At 52.5% G+C, this 15,972-nt stretch carries 10 protein-coding genes; 5 read left to right on the top strand and 5 right to left on the bottom strand.

The genetic code is table 11. From position 1 onward, the window contains the following. Window positions 1–450: 450 nt before the first annotated feature. The 5 genes from IEV97_RS15155 to IEV97_RS15135 all read right to left on the bottom strand — a co-directional run bounded on the left by IEV97_RS15155 (window position 451) and on the right by IEV97_RS15135 (window position 8,058). Window positions 451–1,731: a M16 family metallopeptidase gene (locus tag IEV97_RS15155; protein WP_188502312.1), complete on the bottom strand. Its 1,281-nt coding sequence runs from the start codon at window positions 1,729–1,731 to the stop codon at window positions 451–453. Between the two features lie 14 nt (window positions 1,732–1,745). After that, entirely contained in the window at window positions 1,746–2,870 is a 1,125-nt protein-coding gene (gene porV, locus IEV97_RS15150; RefSeq protein ID WP_188502311.1) for a type IX secretion system outer membrane channel protein PorV, read from the bottom strand. A gap of 49 nt (window positions 2,871–2,919) precedes the next feature. Further along, on the bottom strand, window positions 2,920–6,486 hold the full coding sequence (gene porU / locus IEV97_RS15145) for a type IX secretion system sortase PorU (protein ID WP_188502310.1): 3,567 nt from the start codon (window positions 6,484–6,486) through the stop codon (window positions 2,920–2,922). A gap of 202 nt (window positions 6,487–6,688) precedes the next feature. Next, complete coding sequence (gene pssA, locus IEV97_RS15140; protein ID WP_188502309.1) at window positions 6,689–7,411, bottom strand: CDP-diacylglycerol--serine O-phosphatidyltransferase; 723 nt, start codon at window positions 7,409–7,411, stop codon at window positions 6,689–6,691. A gap of 8 nt (window positions 7,412–7,419) precedes the next feature. Beyond that, window positions 7,420–8,058, bottom strand: coding sequence for an MBL fold metallo-hydrolase (locus IEV97_RS15135; protein WP_188502345.1), 639 nt, complete (start codon window positions 8,056–8,058; stop codon window positions 7,420–7,422). Window positions 8,059–8,139: 81 nt separating this feature from the next. On the opposite strand from IEV97_RS15135, the gene IEV97_RS15130 reads away from it, so the two are divergent. The 5 genes from IEV97_RS15130 to IEV97_RS15110 all read left to right on the top strand — a co-directional run bounded on the left by IEV97_RS15130 (window position 8,140) and on the right by IEV97_RS15110 (window position 15,812). Next, complete coding sequence (locus tag IEV97_RS15130) at window positions 8,140–9,231, top strand: NAD(P)/FAD-dependent oxidoreductase (protein ID WP_188502308.1); 1,092 nt, start codon at window positions 8,140–8,142, stop codon at window positions 9,229–9,231. Window positions 9,232–9,235: 4 nt separating this feature from the next. Then, a complete protein-coding gene (locus IEV97_RS15125) occupies window positions 9,236–12,439 on the top strand; it encodes a TolB-like translocation protein (protein ID WP_188502307.1) in 3,204 nt (1,067 codons plus the stop codon). Window positions 12,440–12,446: 7 nt separating this feature from the next. Then, entirely contained in the window at window positions 12,447–13,598 is a 1,152-nt protein-coding gene (locus tag IEV97_RS15120; RefSeq protein WP_188502306.1) for a serine hydrolase domain-containing protein, read from the top strand. Between the two features lie 157 nt (window positions 13,599–13,755). Continuing rightward, on the top strand, window positions 13,756–14,637 hold the full coding sequence (locus IEV97_RS15115) for a YicC/YloC family endoribonuclease (RefSeq protein WP_188502305.1): 882 nt from the start codon (window positions 13,756–13,758) through the stop codon (window positions 14,635–14,637). Between the two features lie 371 nt (window positions 14,638–15,008). Then, window positions 15,009–15,812, top strand: a complete 804-nt coding sequence (locus IEV97_RS15110) for a M57 family metalloprotease (RefSeq protein ID WP_188502304.1) — start codon at window positions 15,009–15,011, stop codon at window positions 15,810–15,812. Window positions 15,813–15,972: the final 160 nt, after the last annotated feature.

Here is a 15,972-nt window from a genome sequence, read left to right as displayed (position 1 = left end):
CCCTGACTCTGAAAAGAGCCAGGGGCTGTTGCCGTTTACAGCAGCCCCAAACCGTGTGGGAAAGAGGCAACGGCTAAAGCATAAAACTATCGATCAGGGCTAGCGAGCATCCATATCCTGCAGGAGTTCGATATCAGAAACCGATTAAACATAAAATTAGCTGATCTGCGAACCCGTCACTAAGACAACATAGAGCTGAAGGTTATTAAGAGGCTCGCGTTATTGATTCTAGTTGGGACGCTGAAGGATAAACTCACCAGTATAAAAGACTAATCCTTGACTTTGGACTCACGCCGCTGCTGACACCCATTGCTGATAATACTCATAGATTAATGAGGTTTACTGATGTATTTCACAAGTAGAACCAATTCCAAACAAAGAAGGCTGCCCATATTTTAGGCAGCCTTCTTTGTTTTGGATAGCATACGTTAGTTGATGATTTCGTCAGCATCAGTCGGGCCTTTTACCTGCAATGGCAGTCTTTAAAGTTTCCAGTCCTAAGTATTGGTTTGCGAGTTCGCGTAATTCTTCCGCCGTAACACCCCTAATGGTGCTGATGTAATTGTTATAATGCTCATAAGGCAGCTTATGCAGCACAATGCGTTTATACCTGTCGCCCTGTTCGAAAATAGTGGCTATATCGTTTAGGAATTTGCCGAGCATATAACTCTTTACAGTTTGCAGTTCGTCTTCCGGTACTAACTCTTCCTGTAACTGTTTTATCTCCTTATGGATCTCTGCAATCGTTTTATCAGTCACCTCGTAGTTTACATCCGTGCCTATGAAAAATAGGCTATCCTGCTCCTTCGGCGATATAGCAGAGTAGATGCCATAGGTATAGCCTTTGTCTTCCCGGATATTGCGCATTAGCCTGGAGCCGAAGTATCCGCCCAGTAACTCATTCAACACGATTAGCTTATGGTAATCCTCGTGTCCAATCAATGGAAACTGCCTGCCCAACCGGATAGAGGATTGTAGACTTTCGGGCATCAGGACAAAATCTTCGTGCTTGGCAAGGTGGCTACTCGTAACTGAAAGCTCACTTGGTGCCCCTGTTAATTGCAGCGTAGCAATTTCTTTTTCCAGGAGTTTCTCCAGTTCTTCGTCAATGGCACCACAGGCAAAAACCTCCAGCTGGTCTGTGCTATACCTGTTCCTGTAAAAGTTTGCTAGTTCGTCCTTGTCGATTGTATCCAGCGCATTCTCATCAAGACCGAATACATACGGATGGTTGTCGCCATAAACCAGTTTTGTAAAGCTGTGTGTAGCCAGGTAGTTGTTCTTTTGGCGCTGTACCTTTAGGTTTTGCTTGTTTCGTTTGCGTAAAAGCTCAAATTCTTCTGTCGGGAACACCGGATTCTGCAGCACATCCAATACCAAAGGCAGTAGCTCTGGTACGTACTTACTGAGGCAGTAGAGCGTAAACTCCGACCGATCATAGCCATGGTTGTTCTCAAAGGAGGCACCGTAGTAGGCTACTTTTTCAGCGATCTGCTTGGCCGTGTAATTCTTGCTGCCTTCAAAGAGCATCTTACCGGTCAGGTCAGCCAGGCCGGCACGGTCTTCATACCACTTGCCCGCCTTAAAAACAAAATCCAGCCTGATCACAGGCTGGGTTTCGCTTTTTATATAATGCAGTCTGGCACCATTGCTTAAGTGACTTACCTCAGCTATCTGTAGCGTGACTGCTTCTATTTCATGTATTTCTGGTGCTTTTGTTCTATCAAGCATTCTGTAATTAGTTTTTAATCTAAGTTTAGCGACAGACTGAAACGAATCGTTTCAGCCAGGGGGTTGCCCCTTTCGCTCGGAATCAGGTAGGCCGCGTCTATTCCAAATTTCTGGTAGCGCAATCCTACACCTGTTGAGATATACTTTCTGTTGCCCTTCTCCGGGTTTTCATAAAAATAACCAAGACGCGCAGCAAACAGGTTGTTGTACCAGTACTCTATACCTCCGGAGAAATTGATCTCCTGTAACTCTTCGCTAAAACCGCCCGGCGCATCGCCAAATGAGGTAAAGATACCACTGATGACAGTCTGTGTGCTGTCAGCACCTGGCGATGGTACCAGCAGTTTGTTAGCATCCAGCACCAGGGTGAGGGAGTTGTACTGATCAAGGTTATACGTAATTGCGGTACCTAATTTTAGGTTTGTTGGCAGAAAATCCTTTTGGTCACCATTGGTATAGGCAATCTTGCCACCGATGTTAGAGATGTTGGCACCAAAACCAAGGTTCAGCGTCTGGCTAATATCACGGTTGTAGTACACGCCCACGTCCACAGCGGCTGTATTGCCCGGCTTCGATTCGAATGGAGAGGCACCGCCTCCTATGGTCACGTTGCCGGCTAGGTTGGAGCGGATAAAGCGGGCGCCTATACCTAAGCTGAAGTATTCGCTCAAGGCCTGTCCGTAGGCAACTGACAGTGCATACTCCTTAGGAGAAAACTCCGTGATGTCATTGCCGTTGGCGTCGATGAACTGAATATCACCCAGGTCAAAGTATAGAAGCGAGGCTGAAATAGCCGATGTCTCGGAAAGCTTTTTGTAGCCTGAGAGATAGCTGAGCGACATATCGTCTACAATGTTGCGCAACCAGGGAGAATAAGAAAAACTCACGCTCATGTCATTCTGCACAAAGCCTAATTTGGCTGGGTTCCAGTGTGGTGCGTTCGCATCCGGGCTAAGGGCAACACCTGCATCACCCAAACCGGCAGACCGTGCATCAGGGGCTACTGTCAGGATTGGAACGGCTGTGGTTACGGTGCGGGAGTCCTGTCCTATGGTAGATGTTTGTGCTGATGCGAAGTGCACTGAGAAGAATGCAGCCACAAATGCAGTGGCTTTTACAAGTAAATTTTTCTTATACATATAGAGGGTGTTGATGCAAAATCAAATATAGAAATATTATAGGATTTTACTAATTCAGGAGCACAAGTTTCTCAAAACTTGTAGCGGTGGCTCCATCATATTGAGAACGTACAATGATTCGGTAAACGTATACGCCGCGGGCTAATGTACTGTTAAATTCGTCTCTCCCGTTCCAGGTTATCTCGGATAAGTGCGACTTACTGGCATTACTTGTGCCCTGCAGCGTCTTTACCAATTGTCCTGATACGGTAAATATCTGTATATGGATATCTAAGTTTTCGCCCGCTCTGTTATGGTCGAAATGAAACGTTGTGTTTGTCGAGAAGGGGTTCGGGTAATTCAGCAGTTGTGTGATGGTCAGCTTTTCGTTGTTGGACACGATAAACTCCAGCTGCTCTTCGGCTGAATTGTTGTGCGTATCCCAGGCCTTTAGCGACAGGGTATGACGACCTTCAGGCAGATCCTTGAACGGGTAACGGATAGTGCCGGACTGGTAACTGTCGCGATCGGCGGTATAGTAATCGTTAAGCACAATGGCGTGGTTGGTGCCTTCATCCAGTATGGCGAGCATCTCGCGGCCCGATCCTATACCTGCCGTGTTCAGCCCGTTTTCGTCGAAAAGCCTGGCCAGCAGTACGGGGTTCTGGCTTGTGGAACCACCAGATACAAATGACTCGTCATCCATGAACAGCTTGACCACAGGAGGTGTGTTGTCCAGGGCTATACCTGTGGCTGTGCCTCCGATGACTATGGCGGTGTCGGCTCCCATAGCCTCGTAAGTTGCGCTGTTGGCATACAGACTGATCTTGCCAGCGCCATAACGGCTCTCGATGTCTTTTGGGACGACAAAGCTCAGCTCAAAAGTGCCCGATCTGACAGTTGCCTGCCCATCATACACCACCTTCTCGTGCAGCTGAACCGGTACAGGCTGCTTGCCACCAGGCATAGCGGGTTCGTCCCGGCGCTCCGGTGTGTTATCGCCCAGCGTGCGACGGGTAGTTGGTTTCTCGAAAACGGTGATGTGCAGGGTACCCTCAAAATCCGTTGCAATGCTGCCATCTGCGTGTGCAACTATGCCCTTCATATTCGTCTTGCCCAGCGCTGTAAGGGTGTCGGAGGAAGCCCAACGACCATCAATTTCGGTAATGTGGACTTTCAGATCAGGATAGGCCAGTTGCTGTGAAGGATCGGCCAGTAGCGTAAAGTTGCGGTTGTTTACACCTCTTGAGCCACCTGTTTCGGTCATGCTGATGTTCTTGGTGAGCCGCACGATGTCGCCAAGGCGGGGCATACGGCCATTTACCGGATGGAGTGCCACTTTGAAGAAGTTGCGGTTGAGGATGCGGTTATCACTCGAGAAAACGGGGCGTGTTGTCGTGAGCAGGCCAATGGCGCCACCCATCGGGTTCAGCAGCGCGAGTTCAGCACCAGAGGAGCGCCTGGGGTCGTCGTAGCGGCCAAACTCGCAAGTGGCCGTGAGCAGAAAGGTCAGCCTGTCTTTGTTCCGCCAGTTGCTTATCTGCGGCGCTGTCAGGATTTGCTCCCAGGCCCAACTCACCTCGTTCCCATGGCCGGTGTAGTTCACGATTAACGAGCCCTGCTCCACAGCCTTGTCGATGGCCGCGGCGGCCGCAGGAGCCTGTTGCCTGCTGCCCACGGTTTCTTGCGGGTACAGGTCCAGGTATACCTTGTTGGGGTTGTAGTTGATGTGCTCGCGCTCCAGGTAACTGCTCAGGAACTCGGCGTCGTTCAGGTGCTCGTTATAGTCACCGTCGTCGGCTACAAACGTCACCTGCCGGCGCCACTTCCCGAAATGCTCCGGGCTGTCGTAAGCAATGATCTTGTCAACCATCGTAGTGGCTTCTGTTGGTGTTTTGACAGGCAGTCGACCTATACCAATGTCGAGCAAATGGTCGCCTGCGCTGTTCTCGGCCCACTCGCCTTCGTGCTCATTCAGAAAGCCATAATAATCGTCGGAAGAATAGCTGATAATGGGGTGCAGCGACTGCCGCGACTGGTACACCGGCACAAAGTTCGTGTTGTTGGGCAGCCGGTTTTTGTAATCGTAAGACGCATCACCGAAAAGGAGCAGGTATAGCACATCATCGCCCTGCTTGCTGCTGCGGCTGTAGAGCATGCGCATGTAGTCACGAATGGCCGTTACATCCTGGGCGCCCGATGAAAACTCGTTGTATACCTGCGTGGTGGTAACGACGGCAACCTCCAGGCGGCTGTGCTGCCGGCGGTGGGCTGCCAGTCGGTTGGCCTCCTGCAGAAAACGGGGATGCGTCAGGATAACTAGATCGAGGCGGCCGTCGAGGTTGTGGCTGTGCAGGTCCTGGGTGGCTACTTTGCCAAAGGCTTTGGGTTTGAGGCCGGTGTTGTTTTTGAAAGCCACAAACTCCCGTAGCACTTCAGTTGGGGCGCTAAAAAGCAGATCGACTCCTGAGGCAGTGGTCTGCTGCACCACGGGGCGCAGCGGGTCTGTCACATCCCATACCTGTGTGGTGGCGGGTATGCCCGTTAAACGGAAAGTGCTCACCGGATTAGCCATACTGGCGATGGAGCGGAAACTGGTCTGGTCACCGTAAAGCTTGAGCTGACGCTCGTAGTGGAGAGTCAGGTAATTCAGGAAACCAAGCGCTGTGGCGTTGCTGCCTGTGCTAAAGCTGATGCCTACCTTTACTTCCTTCGGCTGCCCGAGTGCCTGCTGGTTTAAGGTATAGGTGCTGGTGCTATTAATGCCTTCCGGATGATAAGGGAAAGTGCCGCGTCCGCTGATTGTCTGGGTGCCCAAGGTATGGCCGTTGAGGCGCAAGGTATAGGAGCTCTCTGCTGAGGAGTTGGCCATCAGGAAAGCGGAAAGTTTCACCTCAGAACCCGGCACCAGGTCCGATACAGGTAGGTTGATCTCACGGGAAGTTGTAAAAGCGCTGAAATCCTCGCCATACCATTCCCGGCCGGAGTACACCATATTCTTCAGGTCACGCTCGTGGTAAAGGCGCTCGTTGTAAGTGCTGATGGCTGTGCCTGATGCATTTGTCTGTTCGCGCTGGCTTACCCGGAGGCCTTTGCCTGCCCCGACGCGAATAAAGTAATAAGCGGTGTCTGAATAGATGTTATGGCTGTGCCGAAAAGCTGGGTTATCCCCCGTGTGCTGCCACGTATGTGGGCCCTGCGCATAAAACAGCGCATAATCTGCCTCGTCGAATTTCCCGTCGGCCTCACCTGCCACCCAGATGGCGTTTTCCTGCAGGTCATCAGGACGGGGGGCGCTGTTGGGCTGGGGGAGCATGCCGCCGCCGTTGCCAAAAAGCTGCAGCGTGCGCGGGTCGAACTGTTGGGTATTGATGCCCAGCGACTGCAGCAGCGCCCTGTCGATGCGGTGTATACCTGACTCGGTGACGCCGATCTTATACCAACTGCCTGTACCCAGAACCGACGAAGTAGCAAATTCGCTTTGAGTACCTTCAGTGTTCTGGGGGGCGTTGCGAGATGATTGCGCTGCGGTCTGTCCTTGCTGCGTAGCCGCTGTGCTTTCCTGTGCCCTTGCATGGGGCGCAATCCGGAGAGAGCCAAATAGCAGACAGGTATACAGCAGCAAAAAAATCCGCATGGCAGGCACTGGTAAGTGAAAGAATAAGACGCTCTCTAAATTTACAGAAGATTATCCTCTCAGCTAAACAAATCGGCGAAAATTGCAGGTATAGAGCAAGGGGCCCCAAAGCCAGCAACCAATTACCTGAATGCTTATACCTGTAGTTCCGCTATACCTTGTCTTTGCGTTATGGCGACTCTGGTTTAAAACGCAGCAGACCCTAATCCAATGGAGAATTTGAAGGGACAGGCGTTTTTTTGAAGATTGACAAGACGACGTAAAGCACGATGATCAACGGTACGGCGGCGAACTTGGCGAGCGCCAACAAGATAACGGAGAGGCCCAGGAAAACGAAGCGGATGGCGTTGTCCTTCCAGGTCAGGTTCTTGAATTTGAGCGCAAACAGCGGCAACTCTGCTACCAGCAGGTATGAGAATATGACCGTTACCGCCAGCAGGAAGTAAGGATTCAGGATGATGTTGTCGTAGAGGTTGCCGGAGGTAGCCAGTATAAGCGGCAGCGAGCCGATGAACATCGAGCAGGCCGGCGTAGGCACCCCGATAAAAGACTCTGCCTGCCGCGTGTCGATGTTGAACTTGGCCAGGCGCAGCGCCGAGAAGATCGTGATCACAAAGCCGAAGAAGGGCAAAATATCAGCCGGTATACCTAACACAGAAGCCTCGGCCTGCGATAACAGCCCAAACATAATCGCACCAGGCGCGGCCCCAAACGAAACCATGTCTGCCAGCGAGTCGAGCTGCTTTCCTATTTCGGAGTAAGCATTCAGCACGCGGGCGATCATGCCATCCATAAAGTCGAAGATGGCAGCTATACCTATGAGGTAGGCTGCGTACTCCAGCCGGAAGTTGAAGGCAAAATACAGCGCCAAGCAGCCGCAAAACAGGTTGATGCACGTAATGGCGTTAGGTATGTGTTTTTTCATCCGGAAAGCTAGCGCAGGAATGGGTTATACTTCTTTTCGTACGCAATGGTGGTTTCAGGCCCATGACCCGGGTATACCACTGTCTCGTCCGGCAGGGTGAATAGTTTGGTACTGATGCTGTTGATCAAGGTGTCGAAGTCGCCGCCAGGCAGGTCGGTGCGGCCGATGCTGCCTTTGAAAAGCACATCGCCGCCAATGCATACCTTGTCGGGTTCGCTGTAGAACACCACATGGCCGGGGGCATGACCGGGGGCAAAAAGTATTTTCAACTCGGTGTCGCCAAATTGGATGGTGTCGCCCTCTTTCAGGTAATTAGTAGAAGCTTCTACACCGCTGTACATCTGGAAACCATAGTTCGGAGCGTAAACCGGCACCGAACGCAGGGTCTGCAGTTCCTCCTCGTGTATCTCCAGCTCCACTCCGTAGGTATCGGCCACAAACTTATTACCGAGCACGTGGTCGATGTGGCAATGGGTATTGAGGAGGCGTACTACTTTCAGGTCATTTGCTTCAATGTAGCGTTTGAGTTCTTGCTGTTCAGTTAGCTCATAGCAACCAGGGTCCACCACCACGCACTCTTTAGTGTCGTCGTGCAGCAGGTATGTGTTCTCCTGAAAGGGATTAAATGTAAGACAGGTAACGTTCATATTGTTCTCTTTCACAGGGCGCGGGCCCACAAATTCGGCTCCTAAGTTACGAACTTCAGGCGTAAGTCGTAAATTGCCTGTATGAATTATGACTTCGTAGTCGTGGGGCATGGCATTGCCGGCGCCACACTGGCCTATACCTTACGCAAACAGGGCCAGCAGGTGCTGGTGATCGACGAACCCAAAGCCAACTCCGCCTCCCGCGTGGCAGCCGGCCTGGTAAACCCGGTGGCCGGAAAGCGCTTCGCCAAGTCCTGGCTCGTGGACACGCTGCTGCCTTATGCCGACAGTTTTTATGACGAACTGGAAGAGCGGTTCAAGCAGCAGCTTTTCATTCACAAGCCCATCTACAAAGTATTCTCCACCATAGAGGAGCAGAACAACTGGATGGCCAAAAGCGCCGAAGGCAACTGGAGCGAATACATTGGCGCCACCTATACCCAAAGCACCGGTCAAGACCCATCTGTTCAGGACCAGTTCGGCGGCATCATGATCCGGAAGGGCGGCTACCTGCGCATTGCCGAAACGCTCGACCTCTTGCTACAAGACCTGCAGCAGGACAATGCGCTGTTGCCGGAGCGCTTTGAGATGGACCAGCTGCGATTGACAGAACAGGGTATAGCTTACAAAAATATAACAGCACGTCACCTGATTTTTTGTGAAGGCTGGCAGGCGGTGCAGAATCCATACTTCAGGTGGCTGCCGTTGCAGCCGACCAAAGGCGAAGTGCTGGAGGTGCAAACACAGGATTTTAACCCGGAATGCATCTATAATAAAGCCGTTTACGTTGTTCCCGTAGGAGAGGGCCGCTTTAAGATTGGGGCCACCTACAACTGGCGCCAACCCGACGAGCTACCAACCCCCGAAGGCAAGGAAGAGCTAAGCGAGCGCTTTGAGCAGATTACCACACAAACTTACCAGGTGAGCAGGCATTGGGCCGGAATACGGCCAGCTGTGCGCGACCGTCGTCCGCTCGTAGGGCGTCATCCGGAGCATGCACAGTTGAGCGTGTTCAACGGCATGGGGTCCAAGGGGGTGCTGATGGCGCCATACCTGGCCAATTTGTTTGCCAAAGCACTGATAGAGGGGACAGAATTGCTGCCGGACGTACACATTTCGAGATATTATTCGTTATATTACGACTACCTAAAACACCATAACCCAGAACTCTAAGCGCATGCGTTTTCCTATAAGGTTATTGTTCCTGTTCCTGTGCTGTGCTGCGGTAGGCGAAGTGGCTATGGCCCAGCCTAATGTGCAGACTTTTGGCCGGAGCCGAATTCAGTATAAGAATTTCGATTGGAAGCTTTACAGCACCCAGAACTTTAACATCTACTTCTATGAAGGCGGCGACCAGTCGGCCCGCAACGCAGCCGAGTATGCCGAGCGCGAACTCAAGCGCATCACCAGTTTCATTGGTTATTACCCCTATTCCAAGATCACGCTCATCGTCTACAACTCGATGACGGACCTCAAGCAAAGCAACATCGGCATGCAGCGCGACCAGTTCCAGACCGGTGGCGAAACGCTATTCCTCAAAAACAAACTCGAGCTGGCCTACGACGGCACCCAAACCGACTTCAAGCGTGACCTGAGTTACCAACTCACCGAGCTTCTGCTCAACGACATGATGTATGGCGGCAGCCTGAAAGAAGCCCTGCAGAGCAGCTACCTGCTGCGCCTGCCGGATTGGTTCATCAGTGGCGTGGCGGCCTATACCGCCGAGGGCTGGAGCCTGCGCATGGACAACTACGTGCGCGATATGCTGATGGTCAACAATAAGGCTCGCATGGAAGACGTGCTGGCCCGCGATCAGCAACTGGGTGGTCAGGCTATCTGGAACTACATCGCCGAGCGCTATGGCTATACCTCCATCCAGAACATCCTGAACCTGACCCGCATCACCCGCGACACGGAGGTAGGTATAACCAGCAGTCTCAACATCCCCTACAAGCGTTTCCTGCAGGACTGCCACAACTACTACATGCAGATCAACACCCGCGGCGAGAATCCGCTGGTAAGTCTGCCAGTAGAGAACAAAGTTTTCAAGAAGAACAAAAAAGACATCCACTATACCCAGCCTGTGCTGAACCCGGCCGGTACGCTGATGGCGTATGCCGAAAATGAGAACGGAAGCTACCAGATCATTGTGAAGGAGGTAGGCAGCAACCGCAGCCGCGTGGTGTGGAAGAGCGGCTACAAAACCGTGGACCAGCGCATCGATTACAAGCTGCCCGTGCTGGCCTGGCGTACCAATACCCAACTGGGTTTTGTGGAGGCAAGACGCGGCCAGATGGTGTTGCGTCAGATCAACTCCACCCGCCGCCGCTCCCGCATCCCGATCTTTGACGACATCCGCACGACTGCCGTTACCCTCAGCCAGTTCTCGCAGGTACGCGACATGAGCTATTCCGAAGACGGCAATACCCTGCTGGTAAGCGCCGTGCGCGATGGGCAGACGGATCTATACCTGCTCTCCAGCGGTGGCCGCATGCAACAGCAGCTCACCAACGATATTTACGACGATATACAACCGGTTTTCCTGAAAGGGGGCAGCAACAACATCGCCTTCAGTTCCAACCGCTTTGTCGACACCACAGGTCAGACAGCAACCGGCACTTTCTCGGGTGTGGTGAATAACTACGACATCTTCCTGATGCCGCGTGACGGGGGCAGTGCACAGCAAATCACTTTCTCTATTGCAAGCGAATTGCGCCCGCGTGCCACAGCAGACGGCAACCTGGTATACCTGAGCGAAGAGACCGGGGTGCGGAGTCTGTACCAGTACAACATCGCCACAGGCGCTCGGCGTCCCTTAACTAACTTCCTGCAGGATATTGAAAGCTACGACCTAGGGGGCGACGCAAATGCCCTGGTGCTGACGGCCACGGACGATGCCCGTAGCTTTGTGTACGCTTTCCCGACATTCAGCCCCACCACCCAGGAGACACTGCCGAAAACATCCCGGCAGATCATTCTGGAAACCCGTGCCCGTACCTCTGCCTCCACCGCCGCCACTGCCCGTAAGATCGTGGAAGGGGCCACACCTAAGAGAACGCAGCGACAGGGGGAAGTAGACATCGAGAACTACCAGTTTGAGAGCGATGCCAAAGAGCAGCAGCAAGCCGAAACGCAGGCAAAAACACAAGCCGCAGCGCCACAGCGTGCCCGCACCACTGATGGCGGTGTTCCGATTGCGGGCCCCGTCGACTATGACCTTCGCTTCAGTGTGCAGGAGGTGATCACGTCGGTATACGCTGATCCGCAACTGGGCTTCGGTATAGTGGGCGGTGTGAACATGAGCGATCTGTTTGAGAACCATCATATCCGGGGCAACGCCTTTGTGCGCACCGACCTGGAGACCAGCCGCATGTTCGCCGAGTACATGAACCTGAAAAACCGCTTCGACATCGGGCTGCAGTACCGACGCGATGTGATTGTGGGCCAGGCACCGGAGTTTCCGGGCTCTGTGGTACGCTTTGGCAAACACGAGTTCTCTCCAACGCTGGTATACCCGCTCAGCTACAGTACCAGTATCCGCATGCAGCCCCGGTTCGTGAATACACGCTTTACTTACATCAATAGCTTTGTGACACCCGACAGGATCGATTACTTCGGTGGCGGCAGTGTGGAGCTGGTGTACGACAACTCCGTGGTGCGCGGCGTGAACATGCTGGAAGGCACCCGCATGAAAGCTGGCATCATGAGCCTGAAAAACTTTGAGCACAGCTCAGAGAACTTCAGCAAGTTTTACCTGGATGTACGCCGCTACCAAAAAATACACCGACAGATCATATTGGCGGGCCGCATCAACTATGGCGCATTCTTCGGCAATGCACCCAAAAACTTCCTGATCGGGGGGATGGACAACTGGCTTTTCGCATCGGAGGATGACGGCACAGCGACCCGTGAGGATGTCGTGGTAAGCACACCTGCCGACCTCTTTTACATCGATTACACCACCCCGCTGCGCGGCTTCAATTTCAACGCACGCCGTGGGTCCAAGGTATTGCTGGCCAATCTGGAGCTTCGTGTGCCGATTGTGCAGTACCTCTACGACGGGCCAATTCCGTCGGGCTTCTTCCGCAACCTGCAGTTTACTGCCTTCGGCGACGCCGGATCGGCCTACAACGGTACCAACCCCTTCACGGGTAACAACTCCATCAACACCCGCGTGATTGGCGGCCGCATTGACCAGACCAACACAAGTCCGTTCGAGATCACGGTGATCAACTACCGCAACCCATTCCTGTTGGGCTATGGTGTGGGAGCACGCACCACCCTGTTCGGTGTGTATGGCAAGGTCGACATGGCCTGGAGTGAAGAGGACGATGCACGCAAAGGGCCTAAATTCTACATCACCTTAGGCTACGACTTCTAACCAGGGCATGAACCGGAAAACCAGGCGATTTGGTATTGGCTTTATTCTGGTGATCGGGCTGGCTGCCGCCTGGCTGCACATGGCCGACAAAAACTATGTGTACAAAGCCCTGTATCATAACTTCGCTGATATCAACGATCACCTGATTTTTCATCAGCGCAAGATAGAGGCAGCAAATAAGCCGCAACCCTGGCCACTTGCCACCAATTACAACCAGCTTTCCCTTCCAAAAGAGTTGCAACAGCTCCACGAGCAGTTGGAGTCAGTCGCTTTTGTGGTCGTGCACCGCGATTCGCTACTGTATGAGCAGTATTGGGATGGCTATTCGGAAGAGTCGCTGAGCAATTCGTTTTCGGTGGCCAAAAGCATCGTCAGCATCCTGGTAGGTATAGCCCTGCAGGAAGGCAAGATCCGAAGTATAGACCAGCCGGTAGGGGACTTTCTGCCCGAATTCAGGGAAGGCGCCAAGGCAAAGATCACCATCCGGCACCTGCTCTGGATGAGTTCCGGCCTGAACTGGGACGAATCGTATGCCAACCCGCTTTCCGTTACCACAGAAGCCTACTATGGATCTGACCTGAAGAAAGTGGTTCGAAGGCTGGAGGCGGTGGAGGAGCCGGGCCAGAAGTTTTCCTATAAGAGCGGTGATACACAAGTACTGGGATTCGTGCTGGAGGCGGCCACCGGGCAAAACCTGGCAGACTATGCCGAGGAGAAACTGTGGCGTCCGCTTGGAGCCGAGCGAAAGGCCGAGTGGAGCATCGACCACCCGCTTGGTAACGAGAAAGCCTACTGCTGCTTCTTCTCCAACGCCCGCGATTTCGCCCGTATCGGGCAGCTATACCTGCAACAAGGAGTCTGGCAGGGCGATACCCTGGTGTCGCCGGATTACGTGCAGGCCTCCCTCACCCCAAACGGCCTGACCGATGCCAATACCGGCGAACCGACCACGCACTATGGCTACCAGTGGTGGCTGCTGCCGGATTACAAAGGCCAGTTTGTTTTTTACGCGCGCGGCATACTGGGCCAGTATATCATTGTTATTCCTGAGAAAGAGCTCGTGATCGTGCGGCTCGGCAAAAAGCGGGGTGAGCGCCTGGACAGCCACCCTTCGGAGGTCATGGCCATGATAGATGCCGTAAACCAGATGGTGCCCTAACTCTATTGCCTCGCTCTGATCGAAGGCTTCCAACTAATATTTCCCATGCAGTAGAGAAGGTATCATTGCCTTGCCAGTTTTAAGCTTTTGGCCTTCCGGCTGCGTATAAGTGAGGAATTATACCTAATTTGCCGGAACATCATACTTAAAAGTGCCTATGTTGCAGTCCATGACAGGCTATGGCAGTGCCCGCCTCGATACTGACCAGTATTCCCTCCACGTCGAAATAAGATCGCTTAACTCCAAAGGAATGGACCTGACCGTGCGTCTGCCGCGCTTCCTTTCGGAGCATGAATACGAGATACGCACCATGCTGACCAAAGCGCTCGTACGGGGCAAGGTGAGCATCTGCGTCGACTATAACAAGAACAAAGCGCAGCGCGCCAAGAGCAATATCAACAAGGAGTTGCTCAAAGCCTATTACGAAGAGTTAAATACCGCCGCTGACATGGTGAGCGGCTCTAAAACCGACCTTTTTCGATTGGCCCTGCACATGCCTGATGTGCTGCAGCAGGACCAGGGCGAAGACGAGGAAGGCGAAGCTGACTGGGAAACCGTGCAACCGCTGGTGCAGCAGGCCATCGAAAGCATCAACGTGTTTCGGGCCGACGAAGGAAAGGCACTTACCACTGAAATCATGTCCTACCTCGACCGTATCAGGATACTGCTGGCTGAGGTGGAGAAGCAGGACCCGGTGCGCATGGAGCATATCCGCAACCGCATCAAAAATCATATCATTGAGGTATCCACCTCCGACCATTATGACCAGAACCGTTACGAGCAGGAGATGATCTACTACATGGAGAAGCTCGACATCGCGGAGGAAAAGGTCCGCCTGATCAACCACCTGCACTACTTCACCGAAACGGTATACCTGCCCGAGCCAACGGGCAAAAAGCTGGGCTTCATTTCGCAGGAAATTGGCCGGGAGATCAACACCATAGGCTCCAAGGCCAACGATTCGGCCATACAGCACCATGTAGTGGAAATGAAAGAGGAACTGGAGAAGATCAAAGAACAGATCAATAACATTCTGTAGTAGCGCTTGCTACCAGGTTTACCTAAAGCAGCTACCCGCGGGTAGCTGCTTTTTTTTGTGACCATACGTTAGGACGTCGCCTTTTTAGGGACCGATGTTTTAACATGTATAGAAAAAGAGAATCGTGCTTAAATTTTTTTTAATTTTTTCAGTTTTTTTTTCAGCTGCGGGTACTCTGTGTTATTGCAACCCAGTTTCATAAGTATCCTTAAATTCTTATATAAGTTATATTTTATGTTTATTATGTTCGAAACCTTTTTTTAGTAGTAAATATGCTGTTAAAACGCTGATTTTCAGTAATTTCTGAGTGTTGTTTCGCGTGTTTCTTTCTTATATATTTCGTTCATGTTTAACTATAAAAATATATTTTAATGAAAACAACACGTTTACTTTCGCTCCTGGCCCTTGCGGTCCTATTCAGTTTCTCTTCTTGCCAGAAAGAAGAGGCCGATGTAACAGCCAACGAGATCTCACCCCTTGCGATGGCTAAAATCTCAGAGATGGGTTTCAACACGGACAATGTACAGCGCACCGAGGGTGGCTACATTGTGGAAGGTGACATCTTCTTCTCTGAGAGCGATTTGCAAAGCTCTCCGGAAACCACGGCCCTGCGCGTGGGTGAGGAGGAGCAGTACCGCACCAACAACCTGGTGAGCGTGGGCACCAGCCGCACCATCAACGTGGCCATCACCACCAGCCTGCCGTCTTCCTATGTAACAGCACTGGACGAGGCCATCCGCCGCTTCAACGCCGAGAACCTGCGCCTCAAGTTCCGCCGCGTGTCTTCCGGCTACAACATCCTGGTGTCGAAGGCGCCAAGCGGTTCTTCTTATCTGGCCTCTGCCGGCTTCCCGTCCGGTGGCAACCCTTATAATTCCGTGAAGGTGAATTCGGACTACCTGGGCACCAACCCGGGCACCAACTACCTGGCCACCATCCTGGCGCACGAGATCGGTCACACCATCGGCTTCCGCCACACCGACTACATGAACAGAGCCTATAGCTGCGGTGGTTCGTACTACAACGAAGGTGCCTCTACCGTGGGTGCGGTGCACATCCCAGGCACGCCAACCGGCGCCGATCCGAACTCCTGGATGCTGGCCTGCATCGGCACGGGCGTGAACCGCTACTTCAACTCTAACGACAGAACAGCCCTGAGATACCTGTACCAGTAGTCCGGTTCTTCATGCTACAAAAAGGCACAGTCCCTCCAGAGGGGCTGTGCCTTTTTTTGTTCCTCATGATGCAGCTCAGCTATAGCAGTATTAGGTATAGGTATAGGTATAGGTATAGGTATAGGTGGCTTATGTGTGAGGGGGAGAGCCCAATGCCATC

Source organism: Pontibacter amylolyticus (assembly GCF_014638845.1).
In the GTDB taxonomy this organism is placed as follows: Bacteria; Bacteroidota; Bacteroidia; order Cytophagales; family Hymenobacteraceae; genus Pontibacter; species Pontibacter amylolyticus.
Note: the sequence above shows the minus strand (reverse complement) of the source record. Positions and strands in the feature narration are given on the sequence as shown.

What these genes read in the sequence shown, in the direction of transcription:
- IEV97_RS15135 (WP_188502345.1), bottom strand. Translation starts at nt 8,058, where the DNA reads ATGAACGTTACCTGTCTTACATTTAATCCCTTTCAGGAGAACACATAC.
- porV (WP_188502311.1), bottom strand. Translation starts at nt 2,870, where the DNA reads ATGTATAAGAAAAATTTACTTGTAAAAGCCACTGCATTTGTGGCTGCA.
- IEV97_RS15155 (WP_188502312.1), bottom strand. Translation starts at nt 1,731, where the DNA reads ATGCTTGATAGAACAAAAGCACCAGAAATACATGAAATAGAAGCAGTC.
- IEV97_RS15130 (WP_188502308.1), top strand. Translation starts at nt 8,140, where the DNA reads ATGAATTATGACTTCGTAGTCGTGGGGCATGGCATTGCCGGCGCCACA.
- IEV97_RS15115 (WP_188502305.1), top strand. Translation starts at nt 13,756, where the DNA reads ATGTTGCAGTCCATGACAGGCTATGGCAGTGCCCGCCTCGATACTGAC.
- pssA (WP_188502309.1), bottom strand. Translation starts at nt 7,411, where the DNA reads ATGAAAAAACACATACCTAACGCCATTACGTGCATCAACCTGTTTTGC.
- porU (WP_188502310.1), bottom strand. Translation starts at nt 6,486, where the DNA reads ATGCGGATTTTTTTGCTGCTGTATACCTGTCTGCTATTTGGCTCTCTC.
- IEV97_RS15120 (WP_188502306.1), top strand. Translation starts at nt 12,447, where the DNA reads ATGAACCGGAAAACCAGGCGATTTGGTATTGGCTTTATTCTGGTGATC.
- IEV97_RS15125 (WP_188502307.1), top strand. Translation starts at nt 9,236, where the DNA reads ATGCGTTTTCCTATAAGGTTATTGTTCCTGTTCCTGTGCTGTGCTGCG.
- IEV97_RS15110 (WP_188502304.1), top strand. Translation starts at nt 15,009, where the DNA reads ATGAAAACAACACGTTTACTTTCGCTCCTGGCCCTTGCGGTCCTATTC.